An 18,223-nucleotide genomic window follows, 5' to 3' on the forward strand; every position below is an offset into this window, starting at 1 on the left:
AATCGAGGCAGAAAGAAACCCTCACCGCGCCGTTGCGGTGAGGGTTCTCACATGGGGTCAGGCCGTGCGCTTGGTCCGGTGCAGGTGCGCGGGGCCGATCTCGCCCTTGCGGAGCAACTCGACCCGCTCGGCCAGCAGCTCCTCGAGTTCCGAGATGCTCCGGCGCTCGCGCAGCATGTCCCAGTGCGTACGGGCCGGCTTCTCCTGCTTCGGCTCCGGCTTCTCGCCGGTGGACCGGGCAGCCTCGCTGCCGCAGTGGGGGCACTCCCAGACCGCGGGCACCTCGGCGTCGTGCGCCATGGTGACCTCGACCACGTGGCCGCGGGGGCAGTCGTACGTGATCATCTGGCGGGGAGCGAACTCAACACCACGGTCATCCTCGAAGCTGACCCCACCCAGCCCCGAACCACGCAGTACGCGATTAGACATGTCAAACCTCCGAGATCGTCATCCGTGCCAACGGTCGGCCGGCCCGGATCATTCCCATTTTGGCATGTCCGAGCCGTATGTACGCACCTGACGGCCCGTGATTGTGCCGACGTGACGGGCTGTCGCCGGGTGTTCACAGATCACGGTGTGTCGCGAACCGCCCGACGTACGACGCACCAAATCGATATCCGGTTCACAGCCTGTTGCCAGGAATCGAGGATCTCCTCCTCAGCATCTGTCCTTAACGTCTGCATCCATGGTGCTACCCCGCCACAAGATCCGTGGCCTCAGTTTCGTGAACGTGGCGCTGGTCGCCATCGTGCTCGTCATCGCCGTCACCGCCTACTTCCTGTTCTTCAAGAAGGATCCGCCGGCCGCCAGCGCGACCCGGCCGACGGTGGCGGTCCAGCGCGGTGAGGTGACCGCCAGCGTCAGCTCCAGTGGCACCCTGCAGAGCTCCCAGACGGCATCCCCGCAGTTCGAGACCTCCGGCACCGTCACACAGGTCCTGGTGAAGGTCGGTCAGGTCGTGGCCAAAGGCGCCGCGATCGCGAAGATCGACCCGTCGGACGCCAACCGCCAGCTCGTGATCGCCCAGCAGAACCAGATCGCCGCCGAGAACTCGGTCAGCGCGGCCGACGAGACCCTGAGCGACGCGCAGGACGCGCTCGAGGCGGCCGAGGAGGCTTCCGCCTCACCGTCGCCGACGCCGACCGCGACGAACGGTCAACAGCAACAGCAGCAGTCCCAGTCTCAAGCTCAAGGTCAGGGTCAGAGCCCGCAAGTTGCCGTGAGCAACGCCGAGGCGAGCCTGGCCAAGGCCAAGGCGGACAAGGAGCAGGCCGACCAGAACGTCGAGGCCGCCCAGGCCGCGGTCGACGCGACCACGCTGAAGGCGCCGATCGCCGGCACGATCACCGCGATCAACGGCGCGGTCGGCTCGGTCACCGGCGGGTCGAGCTCGGGTTCAGGCAGTGCATCGGGGAGCGGCGGCAGCGGTGGGCAAGGCTCAACCTCAGGTACAGGGTCAAGCTCGACCACGTCGTCGACGTCCGGCACCGGCTTCGTCGACATGGCCGACCTCAAGGCTCTGCAGGTCATCGCCGCGTTCGCCGAGGCGGACGCGATCAAGATCAAGGCCGGCCAGTCCGCGACCGTGACCCTGAACGCCGAGCCCGGTACGACGCTCACCGCGTCGCTGGCATCGGTCTCGCCGACCCCGACCACGACCAACGGCGTCGTCTCGTACTCGGCCACCTTCAGCCTCGCCAAGCTCCCCGCGAACGCCCGGATCGGCCAGACCGCGAACGTCACGGTCCAGACCGCCAAGGCCGCCAACGCCCTCTACGTCCCGAGCACGGCGATCGCGACCAGCGGTACGACGTACACGGTGACGATGGCCGACGGCAGCGGGACGCGGGAGGTCAAGATCGGCGTACGGGGTGACAGCTTCACCCAGATCACGTCCGGGCTGAACGAGGGCGACCAGATCGAGTTGCTGCAGGGCGCCATCGGCAACACCGGCGCCCAGAACGGCCAGGGCCGGCAGGGGCAGGGCGTAGGCACCGGGCAGTTCCCGGCCGGCTTCGGTGGTGGTGGCGGCGGTGCTGGCGGGGCCGGTGGCGGTGGCTTCCGTGGCCGCTGACGCCCTGATCGACATCCGGGACGTCACCAAGACGTACGGCCACGGCGAGACCGCGGTACATGCCCTTCGGGGTGTGTCGCTGCGGGTCGACGCGGGCGAGTACGTCGCGGTGATGGGCTCGTCCGGATCCGGCAAGTCCACGTTGATGAACATCCTCGGCTGCCTCGACGTACCGTCGCGCGGCGAGTACTGGCTGGACGGCAGCAACGTCGCCCGGCTGAGCGAGGACCAGCAGGCGCTCGTCCGCGGCCGCAAGATCGGGTTCATCTTCCAGTCGTTCAACCTGATCCCGCGGACCAGCGCGCTCGCGAACGTCGAACTGCCGCTGACCTACGCCCACCTGCGCAGGGCCGAGCGCCGACGCCGGGCCAACCGCGCGCTGGAGCTTGTGGGTCTCGCGGACCGCACCGGCCACCGGCCGAACCAGCTGTCCGGCGGTCAGCAGCAGCGGGTCGCGATTGCCCGGGCGCTCGCCACCGGCCCGCGGATCCTGCTCGCCGACGAGCCGACCGGAAACCTGGACGCGCACTCGACCGAAGAGGTGCTGGGCATGTTCGACGGCCTGCACGACGACGGCCGGACGATCATCGTGATCACCCACGAGCACGACGTGGCCGCCCGGGCCCGGCGACTGGTGCAGGTCGCCGACGGCCGGATCGTCTCCGACGAGGTGACGCGCTGATGTCACCCCGCGACCTGATGGGCGCCGCGCTCCGCGGCCTCACGGCGAACAAACTCAGATCCCTGCTGACCGTCCTCGGCGTGTCGATCGGGGTCGGCGCGGTCATCGTCCTGGTTGCTGTCGGCAACGGGTCGGGCAAGGCCGTGCAGGCCCGGCTGGAGGCGATGGGCACCAACCTGCTGACGGTCTCCACGACCGGCGGCGGTGGCGGCTTCCAGCGCGGCCAGGCGGGACCGGCGTCCCAGCAGTACAGCCTGACCCTTGCCGATGCGGCCGCGCTGGCTGACACCCGGCTCGCGCCGGACGTGTCCTCGGTCGCCCCGGTGATGACCAGCAGCGGCAGTACGGCGACCAACGGCGACACCAGCTACACGGTCAACCAGGTGATCGGCACGACTCCGGCGTACATGCCGGCCACGAACACACCGGTCGGGATCGGGGCGTCCTTCACCCAGGAGGACGTCGACACCTCGCAGCGGGTCATCCTGCTCGGGCAGACGACCGCGACCGAGCTGTTCACCCGGCCGGCGAGCGCCGTCGGCCAGACGATCAAGCTCGGCGCCGTGGACTTCGTCGTCCGCGGCGTGCTGGCCAGCAAGGACAGCACCGGGTTCAACGACCCGAACGCGACGGCGATCGTGCCGATCAGCACGCTCCGTGCGACGCAGGCCGGGTACGGCGCGCTCAACCAGATCGTCGTACAGGCCAAGGCCACCGATCGGGTCGACACCGCACAGGCCGAGGTCACGCAGCTGCTGACCGCTCGCCACCAGGTGCCGGCGGACCAGACGTCGCCGTTCCGGATCACGAACTCCGCGCAGATCCTGCAGACAAGTCAGGATACCGCCGCGACGTTCACCGCGCTGCTGGCGACGGTCGCCGCGATCAGCCTGGTCGTCGGCGGGATCGGCGTCACGAACATCATGCTGGTCACGGTCACCGAGCGGACCCGGGAGATCGGGATCCGGAAGGCCCTCGGCGCCCGCCGGCGGACGATCCTCGGGCAGTTCCTGATCGAGGCGACCCTGCTCAGCCTGCTCGGCGGCGCGGTCGGCGTCGGGGTCGCATTGATCGTCACCCGCTTCCAGTTGGCCGGTGTGCAGCCGGCGCTGGTGCCGTCGTCGATCGGACTCGCGCTCGGCGTGTCCGCGGCGGTCGGCCTGTTCTTCGGCAGCATGCCGGCGCACCGAGCCGCCGGACTCCGTCCCATCGACGCACTACGTCACGAGTGAGAGGCATGTTTGATGAGTAACCAGACGCCCGATGAGTTCGCCCAGATCGGGTCCGACGAGGAGGTCGACGCGGCACTCAAGCCGAAGAAGACTCTCGCGCTGCCGCTGGCGACGGCGATCCTGGCCGGGGTCGTCGTGCTCGCGGTCGGGCTCGCCGGTGGCGCCGGGCTGCATGCGGCGTTCGCGTCGAACAGCTCGTCCAACCAGCCGCAAGCCGGGCGTGGTGCCGGCGGGTACGGCGGCTTCCGCGGGCAGAACGGCGGGGGAGGCGGTGGTCAGAACGGTCAGGGCCAGCGGCAGTTCCCGGGCGGCGGCGGCACGATCGGTACGGTCGTCTCGGCCAACAGCTCGGAGCTGGTCGTGAAGACGCAGACCGGCAACGTCACCGTGAAGCTCAACGGCGACACGACGTACGAGATCACCTCGAAGGGCACCGCCGCCGACCTGAAGGCCGGCGAGCAGGTCGTCGTCACCGGCCAGTCCGCGAACGGCACCATCACCGCGAACTCGGTCCGCCAAGGCTCCCTCGGCGGCTTCGGCGGCGGCTTCCGCAACCCGAGCTCGACGCCTTCCTCGCGCTGAGGATCCCCCGCAAGCCGTGCGCCCGGCCAGCACCCCGGCCGGGCGCACGTTTATGCGCGGGTGGCGGTGAGGGCTACGGCGGTGGAGTCGAGGGTGAAGCTGCCCCCGGCGGCGTCGATGGCGGCTCCGGTTCGCTCGAGCATCTCGTCGAGCTTGCCTAGGTCGGCGAGGGGTTTGGCGATGCCGCTCGTACGGAGTTGGTCTAGCCACTCGTCGCGGGTGTATGAGCGGCTCCACGGGTACGTCGGACGCTCGAGGTCGGTGAAGGCGCCCGTCGTGGTGAGGCTGTCGGCGGCACGGTCGAGGAAGTGCTCGTACGCCCCGAGCGGCGAGGCGGCGACCCGTGAGTCGACCGGGCTGTCGGGGAGAACCTCGCGGTGTACGGCGGCGAACGCGGCGCCCAGGTCGGGCGGCGGCTGCAGCACGTACCAGAAGACCGCGAACCGGCCGCCCGGCTTGAGCACCGCAGCTGCCTTCGCGGCGCCGGCGGCCGGGTCGATCCAGTGCCAGGTCATGCCGGCAACGAGCGCGTCGAAGGTCCGGCCGGCCGGATCCCAGGTCTCGAACGCGGACACCTCGACCTCGACGCCGGTGCTGCGGGCGAACGCGGCCATCCGCTCGTCCACCTCGACACCGAGCACCCGACAACCGGCCGCCTGAAACTGCCGCGCGGCGATCCCGGTCCCACACCCGACATCCAGCACCGCAACCCCAGGCGCCGACGCAACAACCGCGTCAATCAAGGAGTCCGGGTACCGGGGCCGAGCTCGGTCGTACAGCCCGGGATCAGCGCCAAATGACTCAGCCATCTCCCGCCGCCGATGCGGGTCGCCGCCCCCAGACGCCCCGGGCCGGTCACTCCCACCGTGCGCATCGGGCCCGCCGAGCCTCCCGCTCACGGCAGCGGCGTCAGCCGCCCGCGCCTGGTTCTGCGCCTGCTCCCGCGCCTGGTCCTGCTCCCGCGGCTGGTCCTGCGCCTGCGCCAGCTCCTGGGCCAGCGGCTGCTCCTGCGGCTGGTTCTGCGCCAGCTCCTGCTCCTGCGGCTGCGGCTGCTCCTGCTCCTGCGGCTGCGCCAGCTCCTGCGCCAGCTCCTGCGCCTGCGGCTGCTCCTGCGGCTGCGCCAGCTTCTGCGCCTGCGGCTGCGCCAGCGGCTGCTTCTGAGGCTGCTTCTGCGACGGCTTCTGCGACTGCTCCTGGGATGGTTCTGGCGGTAGAGTGGGCATGTGCCCACGGTAGTGGGCGGGTGCCCATTTGTGTCAAGGGAGTGATTTGTGCCGACCGGTGTCGCGATGCGGGATGCGCGGGAGCAGTTGTTCGACGCGGCGGAGCGGGTGTTGTTGCGGGAGGGGCCCGAGGCGCTGACCAGCCGTGCGGTGACGGCTGAGGCGGGGTGTGCGAAGGGGGTGCTGCACAAGCACTTCACCGACTTCGACGGCTTCCTCGCCGAGCTCGTCCTGGACCGGATCCGCCGCCTCGACGACCAGGCCGTGGTACTGCGGAACGCCGTCGGACAGGGGACCGTCGTCGATAACCTGACGACGATGCTGACCGACCTGTTCGGCTCGGTCGCGGTGGCGATCGTCAGTCTGACGATCTCGCGGGACGGCCTGCGGGCCCGGCTGCGGGAGGCCGTGCCGACCGGCGTACCGATCCTGACCGACGCCGGGCACATCATCCTCGACTACCTGGGCGCGGAGCAGACCCTCGGCCGGATCCCCGCCGACGCGGACCTGGGCTCCCTCGGCCTCACCTTGATCGGCTCCGCCCACCTGCTGTTCGCCGACCGCACCGGCGTCCGGCCGACCACACACCAAGTGCGAGCCTTGGTCGCCTCAGTGGTCCCTGGGTAGGTGCGGACCTGCAGCACTCAGTAAGCCCTCGCCGCGGCCGGCCCCGACGGGCAGCCGAGCCGGTGCGGCCGGGAACTGGCGAGGTTGGTGAGTGGTGCGGATCCGCCGTCAGACGATGCTTGGCTGGGCGTTGCCCGCCTCGGTGATGCCGCGGCGCATGTCGACGCGGACCAGCAGCACCAGCCCGATCACGAAGAACAGCCCGAGCGCCACGATCGCCGGGCGGTAGGACCCGGTGATCTGGTGGACCAGGCCGAACACCAGCGTGCCCAGCCACGACGTACCGCGCTCGCCGGCCTGGTAGAGCGAGAAGTACTCCGCCTCGCGGCCCTTCGGGATCAGCTGGCTGAACGCGGACCGGGACAGCGCCTGCGTCCCGCCCAGCACGATGCCGATCGCCGCACCCATCGCCAGGAACGGCACGATCTGGTGCGCCGGCAACAGGAACCCGGCGATCACGATCAGCATCCAGATCACCAGCCCGCCGGTGATCGTGCGATGAGCGCCGTACCGGGCGGCGACCCGCCCGAACACGATCGCGCCGAAGAACGCCACGAACTGCACCATCAGGATCGTCGCGATCAGCACCTGCGTCTCGAACCCGAGCTGCTTCTCGCCGTACGTCGAGGACACCGAGATGACCGTCTGGATGCCGTCGTTGAAGAACAGGTACGCGATCAGGAACAGCATCGTCATCGGGTAGCTGCGCAGGTGCTTCAGCGTCGCCGCCAGCTGGCCGAAGCTCTGCCGCACCAGGTTCCCGCTGCGGACCGGTACGACGCTCGCCGGCGGACGGTCCCGTAGCCGCAGGAACGGGAAGAACGTGAACAACCCCCACCACAGGCCCGCGCTGAGCAGACTGAGTCGTACGGCGGTGCCCTGGCTCATCCCGAGCGCGTCGTGCGCTGTGACGACAGCCAGGTTGACCAGCAGCAGGATGAACCCGCCGGCGTACCCGAAGGCCCAGGCGCGGGACGAGACCGCGTCACGCTGGTCCGGCGGGGCGATGTCGATCAGGATCGAGTCGTACACGACCAGCGACGAGCCCAGGCACAGGTTGCCGATGAACAGCAGCAACGCACCGAGCGCCCAGCGGCCGCCGCCGACGAACACCATGCAGCAGGCCGCCAGCGCCCCGGCCCAGGCGAACGCGCACATCAGCAGCTTCTTGCGGGCCATCCGGTCCGCGATCGCGCCCACCACCGGCAGGAACAGCGCCGACACCAGCGTCGCCACGGTCACGACGTAGAACGCCAGCGATCCGGGGGAGATGCCGAGACCGAGTACGTCGAGGTTCGTGCGGCACGGGTGGTCCGTCGTCCCGGAGTACCCGCAGGCCGCCTGCTCGGCGACCGAGGTCAGGTACGGCGCGAACAGGACGGTGCCGACCGTGGTGACATAGCCGGAGTTCGCCCAGTCGTAGAGGCTGAACCCCCAGTACTCACGCTTGTCCACCGCGGCCGGGGCGGAGAGAAGTCCCATGCGCGGAAGTGTGTCAGGTTCGCGGGACGATCCGGGCCACCCTCGGATAACACTGCGGATAACACTCCGGATAACACTCAGTGCCATTGGCCCCGTTCGACCAGGACCTCCTTGAGCAGATCGGTCCGGTCGGTGATCAGGCCGTCGACTCCGGCGTCGAGCATCCGCCGCATCTCGGCGGGATCATCGACGGTCCAGACGTGCACTTGCTTGCCCCTGGCATGCGCTCGTTTGATCAACCCCGGCGTGAGAACCCGCAGCGGCCCGTACGACTGCGGGATCTGCAGGCAGGCGCCGGCCGACGGCAGCGCGAACGGCAGGAACCGGATCAGCACGATCTCGAACTCGCCGTACCCGGTGCACAGCCGCGGACCGAGCAGCTTGCGGATCCGGCGTACCCGGGACTGGGAGAACGACGAGACGCAGACCCGCTCGACCGCGTTCGCGGCCTGCAGCACCGCCGCGGCCGGCTCGAGCCCGCCCTCCGCCTTGATGTCGAGGTTGAACCGGATGTCCGGGAAGTGCTCGAGCAGCTCGTCCAGCCGGGGGATCGGTTCGTGACCGTTGATCTTCGCCTTGCTGACCTCGGACCAGGGCAGCTCCGCGATCACGCCGGTCCGGTCGGTGACCCGGTCGAGCTTGTCGTCGTGGAACGCGATCACGACGCCGTCGCTGGTCGCGTGCAGGTCGGTCTCGAGGTAGGTGTACCCGAGATCGACGGCGTTCTGGAACGCGTGCAGCGAGTTCTCGTAGCCGATGTTGTCGGGGTGTTTCGCGCCGCCTCGATGAGCCATCGCGATCGGGCCGTCGTGGTCGAGGTAGGGGTACACGACTGGAAGTATGTACCGTTTGGGTGGTGACGGTATTCACCCCCCGCCCCGACCTGTGGACCCTCGACCCAGGCGTCCTCCACCTCAACCACGGCTCGTACGGCGCTGTCCCGCGCCGGACCCAGGACCTGATGGCCGCGTTGCGTACCGAGATGGACGCGAACCCGATGGTCTGGTTCCGGACGGTCGCCGACCGGCTGACCGCGAGCCGCCTCGCGCTGGCCGCGTTCCTGGAAACCGATCCCGCCGGGTTCGCCCTGGTCCCGAACGCGAGCGCCGGCGTCACCGTCGCGCTCGCCACGCTGCCGATCCCGGCCGGTAGCCGGATCGTCCTGACCGACCACACGTACGGCGCCGTCCGGTACGCCGCCGAGCGCGCGGCCAAGGCTCATCAGGCCGAGATCGTCATCGTCCACATCCCGCTCGAGGCCGACGACGCGACCGTGGTCTCGCTGATCGCCGAGCATCTCGACAACGCCTCCGTGCTGATCGTCGACCAGATCACCTCCGGTACGGCGAAGGTGCTCCCGGTCGACGCCTTGGTCCAGGCGGCCCACGCGCACGGCGTACCGATCGTGGTGGACGGCGCGCACGCCCCGGCGCTGATCGACGCCCCGGCGGCCGCGGGCGCCGACTTCTGGACCGGCAACTTCCACAAGTGGCCGGCAGCGCCGCGGGCGACCGCCGGGCTGGTGGTCGCGGAACGGTGGCGCACGGCAACGATGCCGCTGATCGTGTCCTGGTCGGAGTACGACGAGCGGATGCCGGAGCGCTTCGACATGCAGGGCACCTACGACTACGTGCCGTGGATCGCGGCGCCTGAGTCGCTGCGGGTGCTGGCCGACCTGGACTGGCCGACCCGGCGTCCGCAGCTGACCACGCTGGTCGAGGAGGGCGCGCGGATCCTGGCGAAGTCGCTCGGCACGGGGATCGCGGAGGTCGTGCACCCGCCGACGACGATGCGCCTGGTCGAGCTGCCGTCGTCGGTCGACCTGTCCGGCGGCGACGCGCTGAAGATGCGGATCTCGCGCGAACTGAAGGCCGAGATCACGTTCACCGGCTTCGAGGACCGCAAGTTCATCCGGTTGTCGGCGCATGCCTACAACTCGCTCGCGGACTACCAGAAACTGTCGGAGGGGCTCCCTAGAGTCCTCGCGTGAACGACATCCAGCGGTCATACAACACTGCCGCCGCCGACTACCACGCGATCCTGCGGGACTACCACCACGCCGATCCGTTCGAGCAGGGTGCGCTCGACTACTTCGCCCGGTTGGTCGACGGCGGGCCGGTCGGTGATCTCGGATGCGGGACCGGGCGGATCACGACGTACCTCGCCGGGCGTGGGCTGGACGTGTTCGGGATCGATCTGACGCCGGGAATGATCGAGGTCGCCCGCCGCGAGTATCCGGATCTGCGGTTCGAGGTCGGCTCGCTGTTCGACCTCGATCTGAAGGACGGCGAGCTCGCCGGGGCACTCGCGTGGTACTCGCTTGTTCACACTCCACGCGAGGACCTGCCGGCGGTGTTCGCCGAGCTGTACCGCGTGCTGCGGCCCGGCGGCCACCTGGTGCACGGCTTCAAGGTGGGTGGCGGCAGACGGCATCTGAGCAATGCCTACGGTCACGACCTCGACCTCGAGGTCTACAGCTACGACACCGCGGACGTCGCCGGGCTGCTCGCCGGCGCCGGGTTCGCCGAGGTGGCGACCCTGACGCGCGCGGCGATGCCCGGCGAGAAGGACAAGGCGCAGGCGGCGCACATCGTCCGCAAACCGGTTACCCCTTGATCGCCCCGGAGGTCAGGCCGGCCACGATCTGGCGGTTGAAGAACAAGAACATGATCAGCGGCGGGATCGTGATCAGCAGGATGTCCATGAACAGCAGGTTGTACTGCGTGGTGAACTGACTGGAGAAGTTGTACAAGGTCAGCTGCACCGTCGCGTTCTGGTCACCGGGCAGGAAGTACAACGGGTTCACGAAGTCGTTGAACACGTTGACCGACTGCACCACCACGACGGTCACGATCACCGATCTCAGCAGCGGGAACACGACCTGGAAGAACAGCCGCAACGGGCCGGCGCCGTCGATGATCGCCGCCTCGTCCAGCTCCCGCGGGATCGTCGCGACGAACGCGCGGAACAACAGGATGCAGAACGACAACCCGTAGGCGATCTCGATCAGGATCAGCCCCGGCATCGTCTTGAACAGCCCGATCTTCTGCAGCACCCAGATCGTCGGTACGACGGCCGGCGGGATGATCAGGCCGGCCAGCACCAGGAAGTTGATGAACCCGTTCCAGCGGCTCTTCCGCCGCTGCAGCACGAACCCGGCCATGGCCGCGAGCACCACCATCCCGGTGACGCTGGCCACGGTCAGGATCGTGCTGTTGATGAACGCGATCACCAGCATGTAGTCGCGGGCCTCGACCACCTCGATGAAGTTCTGCACGAACCGGAACTGGTGCGGCCAGGAGAAGCTGAGGTCGGCCGACTGGGTCCGGTCCTTCACCGCGGTCAGCACGATGAACGCGAACGGGATGACGAACACCACGAGCGAGACCACGATGGCAACCGTGCTGAGGATCCACTTCCGCGCCGGGCGGTGGTTGACGAGTTCGGCCGTGCTCACAGGTCCACCTCCTTGCGGTTCAGGAACCACGACAACGGCAGGATGATCGCGGTGACGGTGATGAACAGCACCACGTTGCCCGCGGTTGACAGGCCGTAGAACCCGGCCTGGTACTGCTTGTAGATCACCGATGCGATGACGTCCGAGGTGAACCCCGGGCCGCCGCGGGTCATCGCCCAGATCAGGTCGAAGGACCGCAGCCCGCCGATCAGCGACAAGATGATGACGGTCACGGTGGCCGGCCGGGACAGCGGCAGGACGATCCGCCAGAACTGCTGCCACGACGTCGCGCCGTCGACCCGGGCGGCCTCGATGTACTCACGCGGGATCGAGACGATCCCCGCGATGTAGATGAGCGTCGCGAGACCGACGCCCTTCCACACATCGACGGCGGCCACCGAGAGCAGCGCCCACTTCGGATCGGTCAGCCAGCCGGGACCGTTGATCCCGAGCAGCCCGAGCGACTCGTTGATCAGGCCTTTCTCCGGGTTCATCAGCACGGTGAAGGTCAGCCCGACGCCGATCGTGGAGACCAGCACCGGGAAGAACACCACCGACCGGAGGTAGCCGCGGGCAACGATCTGCGACGTCAGCAGCACCGCGAGCAGCAGCCCGAGCACCACCTTCGACCCGGACGTGATGACGGCGTAGATGAGCGTGTTGGTGAAGCCCTTGACCAGCGCCGGCTCCTGGAAGAACAGCTTGAAGTTGTCCAGCCCGATGAACTTCGACTCGAACAGGCTCCACCGGGTCAGGCTGAAGTAGAGCGAGGCGAACGTCGGGACCAGGAACAGCACGCCGTAGATGACGGCGGTCGGCAGGTAGAACCAGTTCGAGTACGGACGGTAGACCTTGGCCCCGGTCGTCGAGGTGACCGGGGCGGTCTTGGTGCGCTCCTGTGTGATCGACACAGTCACGGACCTCACCAACCTGCCAGACCGAGTTGTTGCGCCTGCTTCTTCACGTCCTCGTCGTACCGCGCGGCGCCGTCCTTCGCCTTGCGGATCCCCGAGCCCACCTCGACGGTGATCTGCTCGAGCGACGGGCCCTTGACCGGCGAGAGGAACTCCAGCGCCAGGCTGGACGACCCCGGCTTGTCGAGGTACGGCTGCATGTCCTTGATCGCCTGCGGTACGTCGTCGCCGAGCGTGCAGCCCTTGACGGCGTACGGCCCGGTCGGCGCGCCGGCAGCGGTCTGCGAGGCGCAGCCGTCCGGGCTGGCGACGAAGGCGAGGAACTTCTTCGCCGCGTCCAGTTTGTCGCCGGTCGTGGTCTTCGGGATGTACAGCCCGCCCGGCGTCCACAGTGTCAGGCCGTTCTTGCTCGCGTCGTCACCAGGCAACGCGAACAGGCCGACGGTCTTGGCCGCGTCCGGATAGGTGGCGACCATGTTCGCGACCACGCCGGACAGGTTCGGGTAGTGCGCACCCTTGCCGGTGGCAAGCATCTTCAACCCGTCCGGCAACTTGGCCGAGGCGAAGTCCTTGTTCTCGTACCCGGCGTCGTGGACGGCCTCGGTGTGCTCGAAGCCCTTCAGCGCGGCCGGGTTGGTCGCGTACTTCGCCTTGTTCGCGGTGTAGTCGTCGGCGAACGACGGGTCGACGGCGGAGACGTTGTGGAAGTCGCCGAGGACGAACAGCTGCGACGTCCAGGTCTCGCCGTACGTCTGGATCACCGGGGCGACACCGGGGTCCTGGGCCTTGATCTTGGCGTTGTTGGCCATGAACTCGGCCCAGGTCTTCGGCACCTTCAGGCCGAGCTTCTGGTAGACCGGGATGCTGTAGAGCACGGCGCCGCCCATGAACCCGCCGACGGGTACGCCGTACACCTGGCCGTCGGCGGTCACGGTCTTCTTGAAGTTGTCGTCGAGGTTGCCGATGTACGGCTGGTCGCTGATCGAGACCAGGTTCTTCTGCGGCGCGATCGCCTGGAACAGCGACCCGGTGTTGTAGCCGAAGACGTCGGGCATGTCGCCGGTGGACAGCCGGGTCTTGACGATGTTGTCGCCCTCGGTGCCGGCCGGGCGGGTCTCGGTCTTGATCGTGATACCAGGGTTCTTCGCGGTGAAGTCCTTGATCAGCTGGTTCGCCTCTTTGACGTCCTGGTCCTGGTTGCCGATCAGGTACGTGATCTCGACCGAGCCCTTGCTGCCCGAGTCACTACTGGATCCGAGACTGCCCGCGCTGCACGCGGTGAGCACCAGCGAACCGACGGCGAGAAGCGCCAGTCCACTAGTTCCTGGGCGGAACTTCATCGTGACCTCCAAAAGGATGTTGTTCAAAGCAGCGGGGCGGTCGGGTGACTGGGATCAGTTGTTGAGCAGGGCGTCGAGTTTGGCCTGGAGGGCCTCGGCGCTCGGGGTGAAGCCACGTGGGCTGATCGCCTCGACCAGGCCGGCGGCCGGCTGGTCGAGGTACCGCCCGAGGCGGGCGGCGAGTTGGGCGTCGTCGGTGACGATCCCGGTCTCGGCGGCCGCGGTCGCGAGTGCGGACCAGGTCGGCTCGTGGTCCATCAGTTGCCGGATCGTCGCATCCGCGGCGAGCGCGGGCAGTTCGGCGTACGGGTCGGCGGCGGTCCACTCGTGCGTACCGTGTCCGACCTCGACGAGACCCTGCCCCGGTACGTCGACCTTGGCGTGGGACCCGACCGGAACGGTCACCGACAGCGTGACCTGCCCGTCGGCGCGGGTCCACGCGACCGACGCCTCGCCGTACGGCGTGAGGTGCTTGGCGGATGCGTTCGTGAGCTGCTCGGTGAAGAGCGGCCGTACGTCGATCGTGCGGTACCCGGGCTCGGCCGCCGCCAGGCCCGCGACCCGCCGGTGCATCCAGTCGGCGACCGCACCGAGGGCGTAGTGGTTGAACGACGTCATCTCACCGGGGTTGATGCTGCCGTCGGGCAGCATGCTGTCCCAGCGCTCCCAGACCGTCGTGGCTCCCATCGTCACTGCGTACAGCCAAGAGGGGCAGCCTGTCTGTAGCAGAAGGCGGTAGGCGAGGTCAGGATGTCCGGAATCGGCCAGTGCGTCGGCCATCAGCGGCGTACCGACGAATCCGGTACTGATCCGGAAGCCCGCCGTCCGCACCAGGTCGGCGAGGCGCTCGCCGGCGCGCTGCCGCTGGGTCTCGGTCGGCAGCAACGCCCACTGCAGTGCCAGCGCGTAAGTAGTTGCCGCGTCGCTCAATACCCGGCCGCCGTCGGTCGCGTACTCGGTCGCGAACGCGTGCCGTACGCGGGCGGCCAGGTCGGTGTATTCCTGGGCCAGGTCGGCGTGGCCGAGGATCTCCGCCGTCTTCCCGACCACCTCTGCCGAGCGGGCCAGGTGCGCGGTCGCGACGACGTCCGGGTCCGCCTTCGCGGCGAACGCGTTCTCCGGCGGAGCGGTCGGGTCCAGCCAGTCACCGAACTGGAACCCGCCGGACCAGAGCAGGTCGCTGCCGGCCAGGTCGGCCATCTTGTCGACCCACGCCCGCATGCTGGGCAGCTGCCGAGCGAGGAGTCCGGCGTCGCCGCTGCGCTCGTAGATCACCCAGGGCACGATCGTTGCCGCGTCACCCCATGCGGCCGTGGCCGGACCTTCGTGCCGCAGCACGTCCGGCACGACGTACGGCACCGAGCCGTCCTTCTGCTGTTCGGCCGCCAGGTCGGCGAGCCAGTTCGTCAGGAAGCCGGCGGTGTCGAACAGGAAGCTTGCGCTGGGGGAGAAGACCTGGATGTCGCCGGTCCACCCGAGGCGCTCGTCGCGCTGCGGGCAGTCGGTGGGTACGTCGACGAAGTTGCCGCGCATGCCCCAGACGACGTTCTGGTGGAACTGGTTGAGCAACTCGTTGGACGAGTCGAACCAGCCGGTCCGCTGCAGGTCGGTGCCGACGACGATCGCCTCGAGGTCCTCCTTCGCGAGCGCGTCCACGCCCGTGACTTCGGCGTACCGGAAGCCGTGGAAGGTGAGCGGGGAGTCGAGCACGACCTCGTCGGGTCCGGCCAGGTAGTAGACGTCGGTGGCCTTGGCGGTGCGGAGCGGCCGGACGCCGAGCTCGCCGTTCTCGAGGACCTCTGCGTGGCGTACGACGATCTCGTCGCCCTCGGCGCCGCCGCGGACCTTGAGCCGGATGCGACCCACCAGGTTCTGCCCGAAGTCGACGAGCGTCTTGCCGGACGGCGAGGTAGTGATCTCGAGCGCGGGCAGGACGTCGGTGATCCGCACCGGCGGGCCGTCGGGAGCGACGAGCAGGTTCAGGTCCGCGTCAAGTACGTCGACCGGCGTCGGCTCGCCGGGCTGCTTGCGGAGGTCGGTGGTCTGGCCGTCGTACAGGTCGTCGGCGAGCACGTTGCTCTCGCGGGAGGTCCAGGAGCCGTCGCTGGCGAAGGTGTGGACCTGGCCGTCCTCGGTGGTCACCTCGAGCTGCGCGAGGACGGCGAGCCGCTCGCCGTACAGCTGCTTCTGGTGCATGAAGCCGATCCGGCCGCGGTACCACGCGTTGCCGACGAGGAACTCGAGCTTGTTCTCACCAGGTCGGACAAGCTCGGTCACGTCGTACGTCTGGTAGCGCAGGCGGTACTGGTACGCCGTCCAGCCGGGCGCGAGCTCCTCGGTGCCGACACGCTGCCCGTTGAGCTCGGGGATGTAGATCCCGTACGCCGTCGCGTACAGGCGGGCCTTGACGATGCCTTCCGGAAGGTTCGTGGCACCCGCGATCAGGGGAGCGGGGGAGCCGTGCGGGTTCTCCCGCGGGCTGACGAACCGCGCGGTCCAGTCGTCGGCGGAGAGCAGACCGGCCTCGACGGTCGCCGGCTCACTCCACTCACTCCAGTCGTCGTTACCGCGGACGCGGACCCGGACCTGCGCGGACTCGCGCGAGCCGAGTGGTTCAGCCGGCCACGGAACCAGGACCTGGTCGGGCGACTGCACCGTGAACGCTTGGGTCGTACCGGTGCTGATCTCGAGCTCGTACGCCGTCTGCGCGTAGCCGGCGTCCGCGGCCGGGACCTGCCAGGAGATCCGGGGCGTCGCGGTACCGATCCCGACGGCGGTGCCGGATCCCGGGGAAGCGGGTCGATGCTCGAAGCGAAGGGCGGTGGGTGCGGCGAGGTTCGACATGAGGCTCCAAGTCGCGAGTGAAACGATTCATTGGGTGCGCTGACAGAGCGGGGTGCTTCTTCGGTTGATTGTCGGCGGGACGTTTCGCCTGTTCCCCGATCCTGTGCCCGGCAGTCGTCCGCGAGTAGCCCGAAGTGCACTCGGTCTAGCACGATCTGCACCTTGGCTCGTATCGTGAACCATGACCGACGAGCCCGTGAGGACCCGTGGAACGGTGCTGCACTTCGTCGAAGGGACGGTGGTGCACGCCGGTCCGCACGTGCACGAAAAGTCCCATCCGCTGCACACGCACAGCTTCTTCGAACTGCTGCTCGTCACGGGCGGTGAGGGCGTCCACCACAGCCTCGCCGGCCGGCAGCAACTCCGGCCCGGCGACGCGATCCTGCTCCGCCCGGGCGTCTGGCACGAGTACGTCGACTGCGACGCGCTCGAGGTCTACAACTGTTGTTTCTCGGCCGATCTGGTCCGCCGCGAACTGGCCTGGGCGCGCGAGGATCCCTTACTGGGTTACCTGTTGTGGACCGGGCCGTTCTCCGCGCAGCGCCGCGGAATGCTCTCCACACACCTCGATCCGGAGACCGTGCAAGAGGCCGTCGGGCACCTCGACGGACTGCGCCGGCTGCGGGACCAGCCGCTCAGTCGCAACCGCGGCCAGATCATCGGCTGGCTGTCGTTGTACTTGAGCTGCGTCGCCCGGACTGTGACGGACCGTGACGACCGGAGCGAGCACACCCACCCCGCCGTACTGGATGCGATGCGGTTGATGGAGGCAGATCCGGCGAGGCACTGGACGTTGACGGATCTGGCCGGCGAGCTGCACCTCGCGCCGGGGTATCTGGTCCGATTGTTCAAGTCGGTGACCGGCCTGCCGCCGATGGCGTACCTGTCGCGTCACCGCGTCGAGCTCGCGGCCGACCGGCTGCTGCACACCGACCTGCCGATCAGCCGGATCGGGGAATCGGTCGGCTGGCCGGACCAGAACTACTTCGCCCGTCGCTTCAAGTCGCACTACGGGTTGTCCGCGTCGGCCTATCGGCAACGTTTCAATGCGGTGAAGTCGGCACTTTCCTACCGCTGATCAGGAGCTCGAGACCGTCCAGGATCCGCTGCAGACCGAACTCCAGCCCCTGGTTCTCGCTGCCGGCCGCCGTACGCATGGCCATGGTCAGGTGCGGGAAGCGCTCGGCCTCGGTGGTGAGGATCTGAGTCAGCGTCTCCTGCATGTCTTCCTCGGTGAGACCGGTGGTGTGACCGGGGAACGTCGTCGACTGCTGGGCGATGTTGCGGACGTGGCTGGTGATCACCAGGATCGAGTCCATCTGCTCGCCCCCGGTCAGGCCAGTACCGGTCAGCGCCCCGATGCCGCGCTCCATCCAGGTGAGCTCGTTCGGGCCGAGCAGGCGGCGGCCGACGGTCGACAGCAACAGCCACGGGTGCCGCATGAAGCCGTCGTACAGGTCCATGGTCCAGGTGTAGAGCGCCTCGCGCCACGGTAGGTCGGGGCGGTCCGGCGGGGGACCCATGGCCAGGTCGCTCATTACCGCGATCAGCTCGGTCTTGCCGGGGACGTACCGGTAGAGCGCCATCTTCGTCACCGGCAGCTCGCCGGCGATCCGCTGCATCGAGACCGCGTCGAGGCCCTCCGCGTCGGCGATCCGGATGCCCGCCTCGGCGATCCCGGCCAGCGTCACCGCCGGCTTCGGGCCGCGGCTCGGCGGCGAGGGCTTGCTCCAGAGCAGCTCAGACATCCTTCGATCCCTCTCGAA

Annotated in this window: 17 protein-coding genes; 8 read left to right on the forward strand and 9 right to left on the reverse strand. The window is 68.6% G+C overall.

What is annotated here, in order from left to right:
* Positions 1-57: 57 nt before the first annotated feature.
* Positions 58-429, reverse strand: a complete 372-nt coding sequence (locus ABT313_RS20865) for an RNA polymerase-binding protein RbpA (protein ID WP_130448290.1) — start codon at positions 427-429, stop codon at positions 58-60.
* A 256-nt stretch (positions 430-685) separates the two neighbouring features.
* On the opposite strand from ABT313_RS20865, the gene ABT313_RS20870 reads away from it, so the two are divergent.
* The 4 genes from ABT313_RS20870 to ABT313_RS20885 are packed head-to-tail and all read left to right on the forward strand — an operon-like array spanning position 686 to position 4,570.
* Positions 686-2,074 carry an efflux RND transporter periplasmic adaptor subunit gene (locus ABT313_RS20870; protein WP_350856079.1) on the forward strand — a complete coding sequence of 463 codons (1,389 nt, stop codon included), beginning with the start codon at positions 686-688 and terminating at the stop codon, positions 2,072-2,074.
* A complete protein-coding gene (locus tag ABT313_RS20875) occupies positions 2,064-2,756 on the forward strand; it encodes an ABC transporter ATP-binding protein (RefSeq protein ID WP_350856082.1) in 693 nt (230 codons plus the stop codon). Before ABT313_RS20870 ends, ABT313_RS20875 begins: the two co-directional genes overlap by 11 nt.
* Positions 2,756-3,988 carry an ABC transporter permease gene (locus tag ABT313_RS20880; protein WP_350856085.1) on the forward strand — a complete coding sequence of 411 codons (1,233 nt, stop codon included), beginning with the start codon at positions 2,756-2,758 and terminating at the stop codon, positions 3,986-3,988. The genes ABT313_RS20875 and ABT313_RS20880 overlap by 1 nt, the downstream gene beginning before the upstream one ends.
* A 12-nt stretch (positions 3,989-4,000) precedes the next feature.
* A complete protein-coding gene (locus tag ABT313_RS20885) occupies positions 4,001-4,570 on the forward strand; it encodes a hypothetical protein (protein WP_350856088.1) in 570 nt (189 codons plus the stop codon).
* A gap of 50 nt (positions 4,571-4,620) precedes the next feature.
* Here the strand turns inward: ABT313_RS20885 and ABT313_RS20890 are convergent, their stop codons facing one another.
* On the reverse strand, positions 4,621-5,793 hold the full coding sequence (locus ABT313_RS20890) for a class I SAM-dependent methyltransferase (RefSeq protein WP_350856090.1): 1,173 nt from the start codon (positions 5,791-5,793) through the stop codon (positions 4,621-4,623).
* Between the two features lie 48 nt (positions 5,794-5,841).
* Here ABT313_RS20890 and ABT313_RS20895 point away from each other — a divergent pair, with 48 nt between their 5' ends.
* On the forward strand, positions 5,842-6,420 hold the full coding sequence (locus tag ABT313_RS20895; RefSeq protein ID WP_350856093.1) for a TetR/AcrR family transcriptional regulator: 579 nt from the start codon (positions 5,842-5,844) through the stop codon (positions 6,418-6,420).
* Between the two features lie 108 nt (positions 6,421-6,528).
* On the opposite strand, the gene ABT313_RS20900 is transcribed toward ABT313_RS20895, so the two are convergent.
* Positions 6,529-7,902, reverse strand: coding sequence for an MFS transporter (locus tag ABT313_RS20900; RefSeq protein WP_350856095.1), 1,374 nt, complete (start codon positions 7,900-7,902; stop codon positions 6,529-6,531).
* Between the two features lie 77 nt (positions 7,903-7,979).
* Positions 7,980-8,732 carry a glycerophosphodiester phosphodiesterase family protein gene (locus tag ABT313_RS20905; protein ID WP_350856098.1) on the reverse strand — a complete coding sequence of 251 codons (753 nt, stop codon included), beginning with the start codon at positions 8,730-8,732 and terminating at the stop codon, positions 7,980-7,982.
* 26 nt (positions 8,733-8,758) lie between these two features.
* On the opposite strand from ABT313_RS20905, the gene ABT313_RS20910 reads away from it, so the two are divergent.
* Entirely contained in the window at positions 8,759-9,892 is a 1,134-nt protein-coding gene (locus ABT313_RS20910) for an aminotransferase class V-fold PLP-dependent enzyme (protein WP_350856101.1), read from the forward strand.
* Positions 9,889-10,518, forward strand: a complete 630-nt coding sequence (locus tag ABT313_RS20915) for a class I SAM-dependent methyltransferase (protein WP_350856104.1) — start codon at positions 9,889-9,891, stop codon at positions 10,516-10,518. Before ABT313_RS20910 ends, ABT313_RS20915 begins: the two co-directional genes overlap by 4 nt.
* On the opposite strand, the gene ABT313_RS20920 is transcribed toward ABT313_RS20915, so the two are convergent.
* Genes ABT313_RS20920 through ABT313_RS20935 form a run of 4 tightly spaced genes read right to left on the reverse strand, consistent with a single transcriptional unit; the run spans position 10,508 to position 16,457 of the window.
* A complete protein-coding gene (locus tag ABT313_RS20920) occupies positions 10,508-11,359 on the reverse strand; it encodes a carbohydrate ABC transporter permease (protein WP_350856107.1) in 852 nt (283 codons plus the stop codon). The two genes, ABT313_RS20915 and ABT313_RS20920, sit on opposite strands and share 11 nt — an antisense overlap.
* Entirely contained in the window at positions 11,356-12,276 is a 921-nt protein-coding gene (locus ABT313_RS20925; protein ID WP_350856110.1) for a carbohydrate ABC transporter permease, read from the reverse strand. The genes ABT313_RS20920 and ABT313_RS20925 overlap by 4 nt, the downstream gene beginning before the upstream one ends.
* 5 nt (positions 12,277-12,281) lie before the next feature.
* Positions 12,282-13,613, reverse strand: coding sequence for an ABC transporter substrate-binding protein (locus ABT313_RS20930; protein WP_350856113.1), 1,332 nt, complete (start codon positions 13,611-13,613; stop codon positions 12,282-12,284).
* Positions 13,614-13,667: 54 nt separating this feature from the next.
* Positions 13,668-16,457 (reverse strand): alpha-L-rhamnosidase, encoded by a 2,790-nt coding sequence (locus ABT313_RS20935; RefSeq protein WP_350856116.1) that lies wholly within the window; start codon positions 16,455-16,457, stop codon positions 13,668-13,670.
* A gap of 181 nt (positions 16,458-16,638) precedes the next feature.
* On the opposite strand from ABT313_RS20935, the gene ABT313_RS20940 reads away from it, so the two are divergent.
* Positions 16,639-17,535 (forward strand): AraC family transcriptional regulator, encoded by an 897-nt coding sequence (locus tag ABT313_RS20940; protein ID WP_350856119.1) that lies wholly within the window; start codon positions 16,639-16,641, stop codon positions 17,533-17,535.
* On the opposite strand, the gene ABT313_RS20945 is transcribed toward ABT313_RS20940, so the two are convergent.
* Positions 17,501-18,205 carry a TetR/AcrR family transcriptional regulator gene (locus tag ABT313_RS20945; protein ID WP_350856122.1) on the reverse strand — a complete coding sequence of 235 codons (705 nt, stop codon included), beginning with the start codon at positions 18,203-18,205 and terminating at the stop codon, positions 17,501-17,503. The genes ABT313_RS20940 and ABT313_RS20945 overlap by 35 nt on opposite strands.
* Positions 18,206-18,223 lie beyond the last annotated feature (18 nt).

The sequence above is a fragment of the Kribbella sp. NPDC000426 genome (assembly GCF_040300265.1).
Lineage (GTDB): Bacteria > Actinomycetota > Actinomycetes > Propionibacteriales > Kribbellaceae > Kribbella.

Coding starts and splice junctions, on each gene's coding strand:
- ABT313_RS20900 (WP_350856095.1), bottom strand. CDS start 7,902: ATGGGACTTCTCTCCGCCCCGGCCGCGGTGGACAAGCGTGAGTACTGG.
- ABT313_RS20870 (WP_350856079.1), top strand. CDS start 686: ATGGTGCTACCCCGCCACAAGATCCGTGGCCTCAGTTTCGTGAACGTG.
- ABT313_RS20865 (WP_130448290.1), bottom strand. CDS start 429: ATGTCTAATCGCGTACTGCGTGGTTCGGGGCTGGGTGGGGTCAGCTTC.
- ABT313_RS20935 (WP_350856116.1), bottom strand. CDS start 16,457: ATGTCGAACCTCGCCGCACCCACCGCCCTTCGCTTCGAGCATCGACCC.
- ABT313_RS20945 (WP_350856122.1), bottom strand. CDS start 18,205: ATGTCTGAGCTGCTCTGGAGCAAGCCCTCGCCGCCGAGCCGCGGCCCG.
- ABT313_RS20940 (WP_350856119.1), top strand. CDS start 16,639: ATGACCGACGAGCCCGTGAGGACCCGTGGAACGGTGCTGCACTTCGTC.
- ABT313_RS20890 (WP_350856090.1), bottom strand. CDS start 5,793: ATGCCCACTCTACCGCCAGAACCATCCCAGGAGCAGTCGCAGAAGCCG.
- ABT313_RS20880 (WP_350856085.1), top strand. CDS start 2,756: ATGTCACCCCGCGACCTGATGGGCGCCGCGCTCCGCGGCCTCACGGCG.
- ABT313_RS20930 (WP_350856113.1), bottom strand. CDS start 13,613: ATGAAGTTCCGCCCAGGAACTAGTGGACTGGCGCTTCTCGCCGTCGGT.
- ABT313_RS20885 (WP_350856088.1), top strand. CDS start 4,001: ATGAGTAACCAGACGCCCGATGAGTTCGCCCAGATCGGGTCCGACGAG.